The organism is Thalassotalea montiporae (assembly GCF_053485855.1).
In genome coordinates this window covers 1-16983 of record NZ_JBQRUO010000007.1, presented here as the reverse complement: position 1 = coordinate 16983, position 16983 = coordinate 1, and the positions used below count along the sequence as shown (strand labels likewise).

Here is a 16983-nt window from a genome sequence, read left to right as displayed (position 1 = left end):
CCTCTTACTTGCCCTAGGTTTTATCTGAGCCGTCTGATACGGCACTATCAAGTAACTCGCGATTACGTACCGCGCCTTTATCAGCACTTGTGGCTAACATCGCATAGTTTTTCAAGGCGTAACTAATTGGGCGAACGCGGCTTGCTGGGTGCCAACTGTTAGGCTTAGCATCCATCGCAGCATGGCGTTTCGCTAGTTCGTCATCGCTAATATTCAACTTGATTGAACGGCTTGGAATATCAATCACAATCTCATCGCCATTTTCGACTAAAGCAATCGCCCCGCCACTTGCCGCTTCTGGCGACACATGGCCAATTGATAAACCAGAAGTACCGCCCGAGAAACGACCATCAGTAATCAACGCACAAGCTTTACCTAAGCCCATAGATTTAAGGTACGTTGTTGGGTACAACATTTCTTGCATACCTGGGCCACCTTTAGGGCCTTCGTAGCGGATCACAACAACCTCGCCAGCGACAACGCTACCATTTAAAATACCTTCAACGGCATCGTCTTGGCTTTCAAAAACGTGAGCAGGTCCGGTAAACGTCAAGTTGTCTTCACTGACGCCAGCGGTTTTCACGACACAGCCATCAAGGGCAAGGTTGCCAGATAATACCGCTAGGCCACCTTCGGTTGAAAACGCGTTATCAAGTGAGCGAATACAGCCATTTTCACGATCATCGTCTAAGGTGTCCCAGCGGCAATCTTGGCTAAACGCTTTGGTGGTGCGAATGCCGGCAGGGCCTGCGCGATAGAATTTCTTAACGTCTTCGTCGTCAGTCACTTTAATATCGTACTGGGCTAAGTGCTCAGTTAACGAAGTGCCCAACACGTTGGTCACGTTAGGCTTTAATAGTTTGGCACGAGCCAATTCACCTAAAATGCCAATAACACCGCCAGCACGGTGGACATCTTCCATATGGTATTTTTGCGTCGACGGCGCCACTTTACATAGTTGTGGTACTTCGCGAGATAACTTGTCCATGTCGGCCATGGTGTAATCAATGCCCGCTTCTTGCGCGACTGCTAATAAATGCAAAATCGTATTGGTTGAACCGCCCATGGCAATGTCTAAACACATGGCATTGTGCATCGCATCGCGGTTGGCGATATTACGCGGTAGTGCAGACTCGTCTTCGTCAAAGTAGTAACGCTTTGTAAGTTCTACAATTTGCTTACCGGCTTTTTTAAATAGCTGTTCGCGGTCGGCGTGCGTCGCCAACATTGAACCGTTACCCGGTAATGCTAAACCTAATGCTTCGGCTAAACAGTTCATTGAGTTGGCGGTAAACATACCAGAGCAAGAGCCACAGGTTGGGCAAGCGGAGCGCTCGATTTGATCACTTTGCTCGTCGCTAACCGTTGGGTCGGCACCTTGGATCATGGCATCAACTAAATCAAGCTTGATGATTTGATCAGAAAGCTTGGTTTTACCCGCTTCCATTGGGCCACCTGAAACAAAAATAACGGGGATATTCAGGCGCATGGCCGCCATCAGCATGCCCGGCGTGATCTTGTCACAGTTAGAAATACACACCATAGCATCGACACAGTGAGCATTGACCATGTACTCCACCGAGTCAGCGATGAGATCGCGCGATGGCAAGCTGTACAGCATGCCACTGTGCCCCATGGCAATACCGTCATCAACGGCAATGGTGTTAAATTCTTTTGCGTTTGCGCCAGCCTCTTCAATGGCACACGCCACTAACTGACCCATATCTTTTAAATGAACATGGCCCGGCACAAACTGAGTAAATGAGTTAACTACGGCAATAATAGGCTTGCCAAAGTCTCCATCCGTCATCCCTGTTGCTCGCCACAATGCGCGAGCGCCTGCCATATTTCGGCCTTGTGTTGACGTTGCTGATCGTAATTTTGGCATTTTCTTGTCCTACTATTGCTGTATTCGTTAACTGCTTTAAATTAATAAGGATGGGTTAATCGCGCTAGAGCAAGGCGGGGACGCGCAGCTTATTAGCATAAGTGAGCATTCCCAACCATCAACTAGGTAACGGTCATAGTGCGATTAAGCTTCCTTATTCGACTGGCTCTAACCAGTTCCACTTATCTTCGGTAGTACCATCAAAGATACCAAAGAAGGCATCTTGTAAGGCTTTAGTGACAGGGCCACGCGAGCCTTTGCCTACAGGTAAACCATCAACTGACTTCACTGGCACAATTTCAGTTGCAGTACCTGTCATAAAGAATTCATCCGCTAGGTAAAGCGACTCGCGAGAAATTGGCTCTTCACGCACTTCATAGCCCAAGTCACGCGCTAGGGTGATCACCGCATCACGGGTTAAGCCCGGTAAAATAGACGCAGTACTAAATGGCGTGTAAATCACACCATTGCGCACTAGGAATAAATTTTGGCCAGCGCCTTCGCTCACCATATTGTTGACGTCTAATGCAATACCTTCAGTGTAACCGTGGCGACCCGCTTCCATCGAAATCAACTGCGACGATAAGTAGTTACCACCAGCTTTTGCCGCTGTTGGCATAGTGTTCGGTGCTAAGCGGTTCCAGCTTGAAACGCCCACTTCGACACCACCTTCAATGGCATCGGCACCTAAATAAGCTTCCCAGTTAAATGCGGCAACCATTAGATCCGCTTGCGCATCTAGTGGTGGACGAAGACCCATACCAATATCACCCAAAAATGCTAATGGACGTAAGTAGGCGGCTTTTAAACCATTTTTAACCACGGCGTCTTTACACGCTTGTACCACTTCTTCATTGGTGTATGGAATATCCATACGGTAAACTTTTGCTGAATCGAATAGACGATCAACGTGTTCTTGCAACCTGAAAATACAGGTGCCTTTGTGCGTGTTGTAGGCGCGAATACCTTCAAACACTGATGAACCATAGTGCAGAGCATGACTCATGACATGCACGGTCGCATCCGCCCAAGGGATGAGTTTACCGTTAAACCAAATGAGTTCTGCGCTTACTTTAGCCATAATAATTCCTATCTATTGGGTCTTGCTGACCTTATCTGTTATTCCGCCTACATTATGCGCGACATTGCGCGCTAGCGGTATCTTGAATTTCAATTGTTTTAATATCGAACAATTTACTTAATTGTAACTGCAACTGGCTAACTGGGTGCTCTGATGAGACTGTCATTTCAATATCAAGCGCATCACTGCTTTGCTCAGAAAACATATTGATACCATTGACCTGAAAACCACGATAACGGGTCACTTGTAAAATACGCTCTAGTACCGTGTTTTGCTGAGCGGCAGAAATTCTTAACGTATGTTCTGGTGTAGCAGTGTTCATGGCGATTCCTATCAATAGTCTCGTTTTGGTTTAGCCTTAATTGCATTAGCGGCGTTGCGTTAGTTCACTTTATCTTGGGTTTCTATCATTTTGTCGTTCGCAGTTTCCGGCGGCACCAGTGGCCAAACGTTATCTGCTTCATCAATTTTGACCTGCAATAAATACGGGCCGTTATGCGCGAGCATTTCATCGATAGCCGAAGACACCTCGGCTTTAGTGGTAATTTGTTTCGCTTTGATATTAAAAGCGTTGGCCAACATGACAAAATCAGGATTATCTGACAGGTCTGTTTCACTTAATCGACCATTAAAGAATAAGTCTTGCCATTGACGCACCATGCCTAACTTGCTGTTGTCGATTAACACGATCTTGATCGGTAGTTGAAAGCGCTTGATAGTTGCCATCTCTTGCACGTTCATCATAAATGAACCATCGCCGGTCACCGCGATGATGGTATCGGTTGGACGACTAACTTGCGCACCGATGGCAGCAGGTAAACCAAAGCCCATGGTGCCTAAGCCACCACTGGTTAAAAAATTCTCTGGGCCATTAATCGCCATATGCTGCGCCGCCCACATTTGGTGCTGACCAACATCTGTGGTGATCACTGAGTCCGCCGGCATTTTTAGCGAGATTTCGTTTAATACTTTAGGGGCATATATGCCCTCGCCCGGATGGTTATAGTCCCAAGCAAAGCTGTCTTTTAGGTGCTGACATTTTTGTTGCCACGGTTCAATCGACAGTGGCATGGCAAGCGCAGGCAAGTTCACTTTTAGCTCGCCTAATACCGCAGCATGGGCAGTTCTGCGCTTGCCCACTTCCGCTTGGTCAATGTCAAAGTGAACCACTTTGGCATGCGGTGCGAACTCAGCTAGTTTGCCTGTTACCCTGTCATCAAAGCGAGCACCAACAGCGATCAACAAATCACATTCTTGCACCGCCAAGTTAGCGGCTTTAGTGCCGTGCATACCTAACATACCCAAGTAGTATTCATCATCCGCTGGCACTGTGCCTAAGCCCTTTAACGTTGAAACACTCGGCATCTTGGTTTGCGCTAAGAATTCACGCAGCTCAGGTACAGCATTGGCCATTCCAACGCCGCCACCAACATATAAAATCGGCTTTTGCGCTTGGCTAAGCAATGCCAGAGCGGTTCCCATATTGGCTGGTTCATTTGATGCGGGCATCACACTCGTCGGTACCGCTTCAAGCGTTTTGGTGACCACAGCTAATTGAATATCCTTTGGAATATCAACCAGCACCGGCCCTTGTCGGCCAGATAGCGCAATATCAAACGCCTGGTGAAGCGTTGACGCAAGTTCATTGACATCACGTACTTGAAAACAGTGTTTAGTGCACGCCAGCGACAAGCCGATAATATCGACTTCTTGAAATGCATCTGAGCCCATCGCACCTGTCGCCACTTGGCCAGTAATGGCGACTACTGGAATAGAGTCGGCATAAGCATCGGCTAAGCCAGTGATCAAATTCGTTGCACCTGGGCCTGAAGTTGCAAAGCAGACACCCACTTGTTTAGCCGCACGTGCATAACCGACCGCAGAAAACGCCGCCCCTTGCTCATGGCGACACAAGAAATGCTGAACCTCACTGTCATACAGGGCATCATAGATCGGCATAATCGCGCCGCCTGGGTAGCCAAAAACATGCTTTACACCATGCTGCTGTAAAACATTTAAAAGCATGGTTGCACCTGTATGTGTGTGTTCAGTTGTCATTGCGGTTTTCGCTATAATATATCGTTAATCAATGAGTTAATTAAGTTTCAGTTTAACTACTTAAGAGCAAGCTCTGCTTTACGACAAAAAATTCAAGCCTTAAGTAAAACAAAACCCCCGGTCCTTTCGGAGCGGGGGTTGGTATTTTGATTTCAGAAATTTTTCTTAGCGCAACCAACTTCCCCGCGATGATTTAATAATCACCACGACGAGAATGTTAATAATCACTGCGCTTACGTTATTCATGTTTTGCTAAAATTCTACTGACAAAAATGTGAATAGTTATTTATTTTTTCTGAAAAAATATTTAACTGGTTAATCTTTTTAAATTAGTATCACAGCCCATCACCCGTGTGCAAGCACTTTTCAGATCAAATTTTAATGACTACGAAATAGTTACTATTCTTAGCATTTATCTATGCCTGAATCGGGTCTAACTTAGCTGATTCAACAGCTAATTCGCGAACTTAGCACATAGCCACTACACTCTATAAAAATGGATTGATTTAAAAAGGATTTTTATGTCTCTCGCCTGTGTTTATAGCCGTGCTCGCCTTGGTTTATCATCGCCTTTAGTGACGGTTGAAGTGCATATTTCCAATGGGCTCCCAGCATTTTCGATTGTTGGCTTGCCTGAAACCTCAGTTAAAGAATCAAAAGACAGAGTGCGTAGTGCGCTTATTAATTGCGGCTATGAGTTTCCCGCCAAACGCATTACGGTGAACCTTGCACCTGCAGATCTACCCAAAGAAGGTGGCCGTTTTGATTTGCCGATCGCCATGGGCATTCTCGCCGCTTCAAACCAACTACCCAATCACGATTTAAGCGAATACGAGTTTGCGGGCGAGCTGGCCTTATCAGGTGAACTCAGAGCCATTATTGGCGAAATTCCATTGACGCTTGCCTGCCAGCAAGCAGGTAGAACCTTAGTAATCCCCAGTAAAAATGCAGAGAAAGCGCAATGGCTTGAAGCCCCTAAAGTGATCGCGATAGATCACTTACAACAGCTTTTCCCCCACTTTGCCAGACAATCGCCTCTCCCATTTTTTACCAGCCAAGATAAGCAACCGCCGAGCCAACAAGTATCATTAGATATGAAGGATGTGATTGGCCAGCCACTGGCTAAGCGGGCGTTGGAGATCGCTGCCAGCGGTGGCCATAATTTATTATTTGTTGGCCCACCGGGCACAGGCAAAACCATGCTGGCTAGCCGTTTACCGGGTATATTGCCGCAAATGAGTCGCGACGAAGCAATTGAAAGCGCCGCCATACAATCAATCAGCCAACATGATATTGATAGCACCACGTGGGGGATCCGACCTTTCCGCTCGCCCCACCACACCGCCACCGCAGCGGCACTTATTGGCGGTGGCTCATATCCACAACCGGGCGAAGTATCTTTAGCGCACAATGGTGTGCTGTTTTTAGATGAGCTACCAGAATTTGATCGCAAAGTGTTGGATGTTATGCGTGAACCAATGGAGTCAGGTGAAGTCACCATTTCGCGTGCCAACCACAAACAAACCTTCCCTGCACAGTTTCAATTAGTGGCGGCAATGAACCCAAGCCCAACGGGGTTTTACAACGACAAACGCAGTACACCCGAACAAACGCTACGTTACCTCAACCGCCTATCGGGCCCTTTTCTCGATCGCATTGACATTCAAATTGAAGTGGCACGCTTGCCCAGAGGCATTTGGAGCGATAACCAACAACATGAGGAAAGCAGCGAGGCGGTACGAGAGCGGGTAATGCACTGTCGTTCAATTCAGTTAACACGACAAGGAAAGGCCAACGCCTTACTCAGCAGCAGTGAGCTGCGCGAGCATTGTACGTTATCGCCAGAAGATAACGAGTTTTTAGAGTTAGCCGTGGAAAAACTTGGGCTGTCGACCCGCGCCCATCATAAAATTCTTAAAATTGCCCGCACTTTGGCAGATATGGATAACAGTGAGGCGATTGCCCATAGTCATTTAATTGAAGCACTCTCATACCGAGCGATGGATCGCATTTTACGCCATCTAACCGATGCGCTCGCAGTTTAGTCTTACAGCTTAGGCTGCACTTTAAGCCGCACTGTGGCTGATTGATTGTAAAAACGCCTTCACTAGTGGCTGCTCTTTGCGAATATTTAAACAGCACACACCAAGATCGAAGGGCTTGATACCGTGCTCAATATCTAGCGCATAGACCCTGTCTTTCACTGGGCTAAGATCCACAACCACCTGTGGCGCAATGCCAATGCCACAACCAAGCGCCACCATACTGACAATTGCCTCGTGGCCGGACACGGTGGCGTAAATATTGGGCTTGCCAAATTGCATACTGCGCAGCCATTTTTCAAATCGCGTACGCGCTGAGCCATGCTCTGGCAATATCACCGGAATTTCGGACCAGTTGATCATCTTCGCCTGCAATTGCTGTTGAACATGGCATGCCATGGTCGGGGCAATAATGTTAAGCGGAACTTGCTCGATATGGTGGAAATGATAACTACTGGATAAGTTCTCTGGCATCGCGGCTATGGCGATATCAACCTGCTGTTGCTGCACTTGCGGCAGAGCGCCTGCCGCATCACCAGTGGTTAGCATTAGTTCAACGAGCGGGTGTTGTTGTCGAAAACTGTCAATTAATTTAGGTAAATGACTATAGGCAGCCGTAACTGAGCAATAAATATGAAGCTGACCTGTTAACTGGGCTTGTTGTTGGTTGAGCGAGAGCTTTAATAGGGATAATTGCTCTAGCTGCTGCTCGGCATAGTGTTTAAGTTGTTCACCTGCAGATGTAAGCTTTGCCGTGCGGTTATCGCGGATCAGCAACTGGCAACCTAGCTCTTCTTCCAAGCGCGTAATGGTGCGACTCAGCGTTGAAGGGCTGACATAAAACTGCTCGGCAGTTTTGCCAAAATGCAGCTGCTTGGCGAGGTGATGAAACATCGCCAACGATTTGGTATCCATAGGGTTAACTCCCTGCCATACAAATTCGACTGAGTTCTTAAAGAATTACGTTGCGTATTTTGCAACACAACAATGCAAATAATTCACTTTAGGCAATAATAACCCTGCGCTATGGTGTGCTCAACCAATTAATTTAGAAAAATGGAATCCGCTATGGCTAACTACTTCAACACTTTAAGCTTGCGTGAGCAGCTTGCCCAACTTGGCAAATGTCGTTTTATGAAACGCGAAGAATTTGCTGACGGCTGTAACTTTATCAAGGACTGGAATATCGTTATTGTCGGTTGTGGTGCCCAAGGTTTAAACCAAGGTTTAAACATGCGTGATTCTGGCCTAAATATCAGCTACGCCTTGCGTGAAGCGGCGATTGCTGAAAAACGTCAATCTTGGCGCTGGGCAACAGAAAATGGCTTTACTGTAGGTACTTACGAAGAGTTAATTCCACAAGCGGATTTAGTACTTAACCTGACACCAGATAAGCAACACACTTCAGCGGTTAGCGCGGTAATGCCGCTAATGAAGCACGGCTCTACACTTGCATACTCTCACGGTTTTAATATCGTTGAAGAAGGCATGCAAATTCGCCCAGACATCACAGTTGTGATGGTAGCGCCTAAGTGCCCGGGTACTGAAGTACGCGAAGAATACAAGCGTGGTTTCGGTGTACCTACCCTAATCGCTGTTCACCCTGAAAATGATCCAAACGGTAACGGCTTAGCAATTGCGAAAGCATACGCATCAGCTACAGGCGGTGATCGCGCTGGTGTACTTGAGTCATCATTTATCGCAGAAGTGAAATCTGACTTAATGGGTGAGCAAACCATTCTATGTGGTATGTTGCAAACGGGTGCTATTTTAGGCCACCAGCAGTTAGTCGCCAATGGCGTTGACGCGGGCTACGCTCGCAAGCTTATTCAATACGGTTGGGAAACCGTTACCGAAGGCTTAAAGCATGGCGGTATCACCAATATGATGGATCGCCTGTCAAATCCTGCGAAAATCAAAGCATACGATATGGCAGAAGAGTTAAAAGTAATCCTTCGCCCACTATTTGAAAAGCATATGGATGATATTATCGAAGGTCACTTCTCTGCCACTATGATGGAAGACTGGGCTAACGATGATAAAAACCTATTAACGTGGCGCGCACAAACGGCAGAAACCTCGTTTGAATTGGCACCAGACAGCGATGCTGAAATTACTGAGCAAGAATACTACGACCGCGGTATTTTCTTAGTGGCGATGGTTAAAGCAGGTGTTGAATTAGCGTTCGAATCTATGGTGGCTGCCGGTATTATCGAAGAGTCAGCTTATTACGAATCACTGCATGAAACGCCATTGATCGCGAACTGTATTGCACGTAATAAGTTGTACGAAATGAACGTGGTAATCTCAGATACAGCGGAATACGGTAACTACTTATTCAGCCATGCGGCAGTACCATTATTGTCTGACTTTGTTAGCAAATTAAGCCTAGCAGATTTAGGTGAAGGCTTAGCTACTGCCAACAATGGTGTTGATAACGTGCGTTTAATTGAAGTGAATGAAGCGATTCGTACTCACCCTGTAGAAACTGTTGGTAAAGAGTTACGTGGCTATATGACAGATATGAAGCGTATTGTTGAAGCAGATCTTTAATTCTCTTCAATACACAAATACTTAGATAAGATACTCAGGTAAGTTATGCAGATAAGGTGAGCAACACCTTATCTGCAGTTTAATCTAAGTAACTAACTATAGATTTACCTATTTCTTTAAATTTGCTCGCTGCAAATCGGGTGACTGAACTTGCTATCAGCCATTGCGAATGTCACCCATCCATCATCAAGCAATGATCTTTGTTAGCACTAATCAAGCCTTCTTATATCGCTAAAATAAACCACTTCTTTTGCAGTTGTAAGCATTCCCCCCCCTTTATTGTTCAACAATCAACCAAAAGCTAAAGCCATATGCTATATAACAAATCGCTATAGTAATAAAAAAATACTAGATTCATTGGCTTATCAACAAATGAAAAGATTGATTGTATAGTTCAATTGGCTTCTAAAATTTAACTGTTAAAATATGTAACTTTGTTTTAGATCAAGGAATAAGTTGTTGTTTTCCATTAACAAAAAAATAACATTCGCGTTACTTTTATGTGTGTTACTAACCGCGTTATCAGTAGGAACTTTTAGTCAATGGGTAGCACGCGATGTAGTTGAAGCGCGCTTGTTAGAAAAAGAGTTGCCCAGTGCCATGCAACAAATCAGTGGTGAAATTGAAAAAGAAATCGCGCTGATGCATATCGTTGCCAAGCAACTTTCAAACGACCCTTTTCTTATCAAATGGGCAGAAGCTGGCAGCGACAAAGGCGAAGAGCCACTGGTTATTGAGAAACTTGCCGAAATTGGCCGCGTTAATGGCTTTAGTAGTACTTCATTTGTCGATCGACGAAATGGTAATTATTGGAATGAAAAAGGCTTTTTAAGGCAACTGGAAGCAAACAATGGTGAAGACGGCTGGTTCTTTGCATATCGCGATAGTGGCCAAGATACCTCAATTAGTATCTATCGCTACCCCGGCGGTCAACGAGTAGATTTGTTTGTTAATCACCAACAGCTTAACGGTTTAGGCTTGTCAGGCATTGGTAAATCTTTTGAAGATGCGGTTAACCTACTGAATACCTTTCGTCTTGAGAAAACCGGCTTTGTTTATTTAGTCGATAAAGACGGCAAGATTCAACTCCACAACGACGAGCAGTTTATTGGCAAAAATATCACTGATGTCTATGGCCCTGCGGCCAAACAGTTACTAAATGCTGCAAGCTACAATCAAATTGATGCCGAAGTTAACGGTGAAAACTTACTAATTAGCTCAAGCTATGTGCCTTCCGCACAATGGTTTGTGATTGGGCAATTGTCACAAGCGGAAGCCTATGAGCAGCTGAACAATGCCACAGTAAACATGATCATCTGGACATTGCTTATTGTAGTAGTAACTGCCGCTGTTGCGATGTTAATTGCACGATCGATTTCTCAGCCAATTAATCAGTTAGCACAGCTATTTACCCAAATGGGACAAGGTGAAGCCGATCTAAATCACCGAATTCCGGAAACTGGTCAACAGGAATTAGTTGCAGTTGCCAAAGGTTACAATGCCTTTATCGGTAAACTAGCCGAGCTATTTGAGACGATTGCACAGAGTAGCCGAGAGTTACATAAAACCGCTGACGAGCTAGCCTCGAAAAGTGAGCAGACTAAGACAAGTGCCGCTAATAACGACACCAACACACAACATATTTCTAATGCCCTGTCGCAAATCAACACCACAGTTTCAGAAATTGCCCAAAGTGCTGTTCAGGCGTCTGACTTGGCAGAGAACGTACGTAACAACGGCAGTGAAATCGCAACAGTGATCACCCATGCGAAATCAGATATTGATCAGCTTGGTGGCAAAATTCACGACGTGTCTACGGTTATTGCTAATCTAACGGAAAACACCGAAACCATCGCGCAAGCTTTAGGTGTCATTGAATCGATTTCAGATCAAACTAACTTGTTAGCACTTAACGCTGCAATTGAAGCAGCGCGAGCTGGCGAGCACGGTCGTGGCTTCGCGGTGGTCGCTGAAGAAGTCCGCAGTTTAGCAGGCAAAACGGCTGACTCGACCACGGAAATTCAGACCATAATGGAGCAACTGCAACAAACATCTACCGCTGCTACCGCAGAGATCAAAGCGATTATCGCGCAATCAGAAAGTACGAATGCCTCGATTAATGAGGCGCAGGACAAACTGCAACTGAGCGGTGAGCTAACGCTACAAATCTCTGACACTAATCATTTGGTGGCAACTGCAACTGAACAACAGGCGATTTCACTAAACGATATTAACAATAATATGTCAGAAATTCGTGAGATCTCAGAAGAGAACATGAACAATGTTCAGGCAATTGCTAATAGCACAGAGCAGCTGAATGAGCTGGCCGAAACACTTGATACCTTAGTTACTCAGTTTGAGCATCATAAATAAATTGTAACCTGCTAATGAGAAAGCGATGCATTCCCGATGAATAGCATCGCTTTTTTTATAAGTTCTTTTTATTGACGGTAATATTCACGCCGAAATCTAACAGTCTTTGATAGAAGCTGGCTAAGTCACAGGCTTTGGTTTGCTGACATACAATCGCAAACTTTTTGATAGCTCGTTTATTGCTTTGCAGTGACGCTTGCTCGAGCCAATAAAGTGCAGTATCAAAGTCCGATTTGACCACATCACCCGCTAAGTAGATTTCTGCTAGCTTTATCTGACCCGCAGCGAAGCCCTGTGTTGCAGATTGTTCAAACTTCATAAATGCCTTAACCAAGTGATCTTCAATATAGCTCGCTCTTTCAAAGGCTAAACCTGAGGCGTATTCACGCTCACCAGGGATGTAGCTCGTGCTTACCTGATAACCCGTATCACTAATAATAAAGTTGCCAAACAGCATATTGCCTTCCGGCCTAGCTGCTTTAACTATGCCTTCTCGTTGATACAAGTCCGTGAACTGGGCTTGTGTAAAATTATGGCTATTCTTGCCAAAATAACTGAATGCCCTTGTCTGCCCAGACGAAATTGCTTCTTCAAAGGATGACTGATGTTGATAAAAGAAATTTCCATAAATAACAGAAACAGTATCGCCAGTTAAATCAACAACTTTCGCAATGCGAAACTTTTCATGCGGGCGATAGTGATTATTGAGTTTTCGATAATCAATTAACAGAAAGTCATTAATCTGCGGATAGCTAACGAGTTGCTCAAGCTGACGCTGCTCTGCTTGTCGCTCCTGCCACCAGCTAGCGGCCAAATAAATTAGGAGAATTAGGCCGGTGAATTTGATCAGGAACTGATAGATAGTAAATGCCGAACCTAGCAATTGTTTGTATAGTTGAGCATCAATTCCTTGCTGGTCCACACGAGTTAAGCACTCTGTGCATTCTAGCTCAATTCTTCGCCCCACAGGGTATAGGGGCAGACTCTGCAAAAAAACATAAGCGTAACGTATACAGCCTTTAACATGATGCTTATTACCTCCACAATGCGAACACTGATGTTGATATGTCACACCGCCATTTGTTGTTGACTCGCCGTACTCCATTACATCCTCCTGATATACTTATAAAAAGTTATAACAAACGATTAATATTCAAGCAATATATTTGTACTAAAGTTTTCGTAATTACGTTTAACTTAAGCTATAGCAAACTTAGCTAACTTTGCAGAGCAACTTGGCCTAATCTATTAGACATTGCTGCCAACTTTAGCTAAAAACACTAATACTAAAATGATCAATCAGGATAAAAATGGCTGTTAATAAATATCGCGACAAGCGATTCTTAATTATCGACAGCGTTAAGCCTTCCCGAGACTTGCTAAAACAGTTTGCATTTAACTTAGATCCAGAGGTCGTTGAGGCAAGTGGATACACGAAAGATATAATGCTGCGTTGTGCCGAGAATCACTACGATGTATTATTACTTGGTTATGACTTGGGCGAAAGTCAAAAGAATGGCCAGCAACTGTTGGAAGAGCTGCGAGAAAACGGACTAGTAAACCGCCAGTCTGTGGTTATCCTGATCACTGCAGAAAACTCTCAAGCCATGGTGTTGGCAGCTTTAGAACATAAGCCTGACGATTACCTAACAAAACCTTATCGTCCCAAAGATTTACTACAACGTTTAGATAGGTGCTATAACAAAAAGCGCCATATGAAGGACATTTATCAAGCACTAGATGCCCAAGATTCAGAAGCTGCCATTGCGCTATGTGACCGCGCGATTGAAAGAAACACACCATACGTGACTGAATGTTTTGGAATAAAGTCACGCCAATTATTCGAGCAAAATCAGTTTAAGCAAGCCGCAAAAATTTATCACCAGTTTAAGTCGGTAAGGAACTGCCAATGGGCCAGTATTGGTCTGGGAAAAATCGCCCTTCAGGAGCAAGATTACTCAACGGCAATTAACTATTTTTCAGAATTAGTCGATAAACATCCACTGTATCTTGCTTCATATGATTGGCTTGCCACAAGTTATGAAACGATTGAGCAATATACTAAAGCGCAAGACATACTAGAGAGCGCATTAAATATTTCACCATTGTCGGTAAAGCGATTGGAGCGTTTTGCTAAGCTCTGCTTTGATACGCGGAATTATGAAAAAGCCACTCGGGCTTTTGAACAAAATTATCAGCTTTCATTTAATTCAATTCATCACAAAGCGGATAACGCCTTTAACTTTTCAGAGGCACTTAACCAACTTGCCCCTGAGCTTAGCGAACACGACTTAAAGGTCAAAAAGAATCGTGTAATTAACGCCTTGCACGAAACAAGTAAAACCTTTAACCAAGCTGATGTAAGAGTGCAATCGAACCTACATACAGCTCGTTTAATGCTGAAAAGTCATGGCGAATATGATGCTAAACAGCTGCTCTCTAGAACGGAAAAGTATATTCATTCAGTAGCAGAACAGCTTGAATCTTCATCGATGATCAGTATTTCAAAGCTGTTGATTGACTTGAACAGGAACGAGACAGCGAATGAGCTGATTAATCAAGTAGTTGAACGTGAACAAGACAATATAGAATTAATGGCACACGTTGATATGATAGTTGACGGTTCAGTGCAAAAAGACGAACAAGCAATTGCACAACAAGCCCTTAATCAAGCATCAGCATACTTTCGGCAAAATCACTATCAGCAAGCGCTGGCCGGTTTATCTGCTGCGCAAAGCTTGTATCCTCAGCATATCGGTATAAAGCTCAACCTTATTCAAGCACTACTTGCTTGTCATAAACAACAAAATGACGAAGCGAAGCTTGTAAAAGCAGGCGAGTTATTAGCTTCGCTGGTAGGTTTACCTGACTCTCACCCTGCCCATCATCGCTATCAAATACTAAACGAACACTATCAATCATTTAAATAGTTAACTATATCTACTATTTATAAAATAAATTCAGTGTTGACTTATCAGCCAACAGACCTGACTATTATTTGTGCAAAAACAACAATAATAGACGGATAGGAAACTGATAATGGCGCAAAGTAGCACACCACAAAGTAATCCGGTCATCACGTCAACCTCAACAGCATACGCTACGCAACCTCAAAAATATTACGCGCTAGTGCTGCTAACCATTGTCTATAGCTTCAATTTTATCGACCGGCAACTCTTGTCGATATTACAAGAAGGGATCAAAGCCGACTTAGGTCTATCTGACGGACAACTTGGCTTGTTAACAGGTTTTTCTTTTGCACTATTTTATGTACTCGCTGGCATACCGATAGCAAAATGGGCTGACAGCGGTAATCGTCGCAATATCATTTCAATCGCTTTGTTTGTCTGGAGCTTCATGACGGCAATCAGCGGCTTTGTACAAAATTACTTTCAGTTGTTACTTGCCCGTATTGGCGTTGGTGTTGGGGAAGCAGGCTGTAGTCCACCATCTCATTCCATTATCTCAGACATTTTTCCCCGAGAAGCAAGAGCTGGAGCGATAGGTTTCTATTCAACCGGGGTTAATATCGGTATTCTTTTCGGCTTCTTGCTAGGCGGCTGGCTTAATGAAGTATTTGGTTGGCGAACCGCATTTCTCGTTGTCGGTGCACCAGGCATTATATTAGCGATTGTCGTTCGATTTACTTTAAAAGAACCGATCAGGGGCTTATCCGAAAATAAAGTTACCGCTCAAGAAGCTGCACCGAGCTTCAAGCAAACTTTCAAGTTATTACTTAGCCGCTCTTCGTTTGTTCATTTAGCAATTGGCTCAGCACTTACTGCTTTTGTGAGCTATGGATTTGTTAACTGGGCAGCGTCTTTTATGATTCGCAGCTACGGTATCTCAACGACAGAGCTTGGCGCATGGTTAGCATTGATCATTGGTGTAGGTGGCGCTGTGGGTGTATTTGGTGGCGGCGTGCTGGCTGACAAGTTAGCAAAGAAAGATCCGCGATGGTATGCCTGGTTACCGGCGTTAGCCGCGTTCATCGGTTTACCTTTCTTAGTGTTGTTTTGTATTGCTGATGATAAACATATGGCACTATCTAGCTTAGTTATTCCTGCAATGATGGGTAACTTATTCCTCGGATGCGTTGTAGCAACTACGCATAGCTTAGTTGGCTTGAAGATGCGTGCTATGTCATCAGCAATATTCTTTTTAATTATTAATATTATTGGCTTAGGCTTGGGGCCATCTTCAATCGGCTTACTTAGCGACTTTTTAGCACCAACTTATGGTGCTGATTCATTACGCTATGCAATGCTTTATATTCTGCCGATCGTAAGCTTCTGGTCCGTTTGCCACTTTATTTATGGTGCTAGAAGTCTTAGAGAGGATTTAGAAAACGCCCCTGAATAACAGGCAGCAATATATTTTAGGCGAAAAAAAAGCTGCCGATTAGGCAGCTTTTTTTATATGGTGGAGGGAGGTGGATTCGAACCACCGAAGGCGGAGCCGTCAGATTTACAGTCTGATCCCTTTGGCCACTCGGGAACCCCTCCAGAAACGGGATAAAGCCCAGTTTATACTGAGCTTTAAAATATGTGCCTAGCGATGACCTACTCTCACATGGGACCTCCCATAGACCATAGACGCTAGGTTGCATTTCACTTCTGCCTTTCTATTGCATAGCGCATGGGGCCAGATGGTTCTACAACGCTATTGTCGCTAGGTGAAACTCTTATTTGCTCACCCTGTTAAAACAGTATATTTAATTCAGACATAAAAAAAGCCCGACATCAGTCGAGCTTTATTTATATGGTGGAGGGAGGTGGATTCGAACCACCGAAGGCGGAGCCGTCAGATTTACAGTCTGATCCCTTTGGCCACTCGGGAACCCCTCCAAAAACGGGATAAAGCCCAGTTTATACTGGGCTTTAAAATATGTGCCTAGCGATGACCTACTCTCACATGGGACCTCCCACACTACCATCGGCGCAGTTGCATTTCACTTCTGAGTTCGGCATGGGGTCAGGTGGTTCTAC

11 protein-coding genes, 2 tRNA genes and 2 rRNA genes are annotated in these 16983 nt (G+C 44.6%); 5 read left to right on the top strand and 10 right to left on the bottom strand.

The window, feature by feature from the left end; genetic code table 11:
- Window positions 1–13 precede the first annotated feature (13 nt).
- From ilvD to ilvG, 4 genes are all read right to left on the bottom strand, one after another.
- Window positions 14–1888, bottom strand: coding sequence for a dihydroxy-acid dehydratase (gene ilvD / locus ACSLUR_RS16420; RefSeq protein ID WP_448556338.1), 1875 nt, complete (start codon window positions 1886–1888; stop codon window positions 14–16).
- 154 nt (window positions 1889–2042) lie between these two features.
- Window positions 2043–2969 carry a branched-chain amino acid transaminase gene (locus tag ACSLUR_RS16415; RefSeq protein WP_448556336.1) on the bottom strand — a complete coding sequence of 309 codons (927 nt, stop codon included), beginning with the start codon at window positions 2967–2969 and terminating at the stop codon, window positions 2043–2045.
- A 52-nt stretch (window positions 2970–3021) separates the two neighbouring features.
- The gene (gene ilvM, locus ACSLUR_RS16410; RefSeq protein WP_115998584.1) at window positions 3022–3291 is read right to left on the bottom strand and encodes an acetolactate synthase 2 small subunit; all 270 of its coding nucleotides are present in this window, start codon (window positions 3289–3291) and stop codon (window positions 3022–3024) included.
- Window positions 3292–3350: 59 nt separating this feature from the next.
- Window positions 3351–5027, bottom strand: a complete 1677-nt coding sequence (gene ilvG / locus ACSLUR_RS16405) for an acetolactate synthase 2 catalytic subunit (protein WP_448556334.1) — start codon at window positions 5025–5027, stop codon at window positions 3351–3353.
- A 521-nt stretch (window positions 5028–5548) separates the two neighbouring features.
- Here ilvG and ACSLUR_RS16400 point away from each other — a divergent pair.
- Complete coding sequence (locus ACSLUR_RS16400) at window positions 5549–7072, top strand: YifB family Mg chelatase-like AAA ATPase (protein WP_448556332.1); 1524 nt, start codon at window positions 5549–5551, stop codon at window positions 7070–7072.
- Between the two features lie 21 nt (window positions 7073–7093).
- Here the strand turns inward: ACSLUR_RS16400 and ilvY are convergent, their stop codons facing one another.
- Window positions 7094–7984: an HTH-type transcriptional activator IlvY gene (ilvY, locus tag ACSLUR_RS16395; RefSeq protein ID WP_448556330.1), complete on the bottom strand. Its 891-nt coding sequence runs from the start codon at window positions 7982–7984 to the stop codon at window positions 7094–7096.
- A gap of 153 nt (window positions 7985–8137) precedes the next feature.
- On the opposite strand from ilvY, the gene ilvC reads away from it, so the two are divergent.
- Entirely contained in the window at window positions 8138–9622 is a 1485-nt protein-coding gene (gene ilvC / locus ACSLUR_RS16390) for a ketol-acid reductoisomerase (protein ID WP_448556328.1), read from the top strand.
- 456 nt (window positions 9623–10078) lie between these two features.
- A complete protein-coding gene (locus ACSLUR_RS16385) occupies window positions 10079–11995 on the top strand; it encodes a methyl-accepting chemotaxis protein (protein WP_448556326.1) in 1917 nt (638 codons plus the stop codon).
- Between the two features lie 55 nt (window positions 11996–12050).
- Here ACSLUR_RS16385 and ACSLUR_RS16380 read toward each other — a convergent pair whose 3' ends face one another.
- The gene (locus ACSLUR_RS16380; RefSeq protein WP_448556324.1) at window positions 12051–12917 is read right to left on the bottom strand and encodes an SEL1-like repeat protein; all 867 of its coding nucleotides are present in this window, start codon (window positions 12915–12917) and stop codon (window positions 12051–12053) included.
- 388 nt (window positions 12918–13305) lie between these two features.
- Between ACSLUR_RS16380 and ACSLUR_RS16375 the strand changes: the two genes are divergently transcribed.
- Together ACSLUR_RS16375 and ACSLUR_RS16370 are read left to right on the top strand one after the other, a co-directional pair.
- A complete protein-coding gene (locus tag ACSLUR_RS16375) occupies window positions 13306–14925 on the top strand; it encodes a response regulator (RefSeq protein ID WP_448556322.1) in 1620 nt (539 codons plus the stop codon).
- Between the two features lie 109 nt (window positions 14926–15034).
- A complete protein-coding gene (locus ACSLUR_RS16370) occupies window positions 15035–16357 on the top strand; it encodes a spinster family MFS transporter (RefSeq protein WP_448556320.1) in 1323 nt (440 codons plus the stop codon).
- 58 nt (window positions 16358–16415) lie between these two features.
- On the opposite strand, the gene ACSLUR_RS16365 is transcribed toward ACSLUR_RS16370, so the two are convergent.
- The 4 genes from ACSLUR_RS16365 to rrf (ACSLUR_RS16350) all read right to left on the bottom strand — a co-directional run.
- Window positions 16416–16500, bottom strand: a tRNA-Tyr gene (locus ACSLUR_RS16365).
- 44 nt (window positions 16501–16544) lie between these two features.
- Window positions 16545–16671, bottom strand: a 5S ribosomal RNA gene (rrf, locus tag ACSLUR_RS16360).
- An 86-nt stretch (window positions 16672–16757) separates the two neighbouring features.
- Window positions 16758–16842, bottom strand: a tRNA-Tyr gene (locus ACSLUR_RS16355).
- Between the two features lie 44 nt (window positions 16843–16886).
- A 5S ribosomal RNA gene (gene rrf, locus ACSLUR_RS16350) occupies window positions 16887–16983 on the bottom strand; the annotation flags it as partial.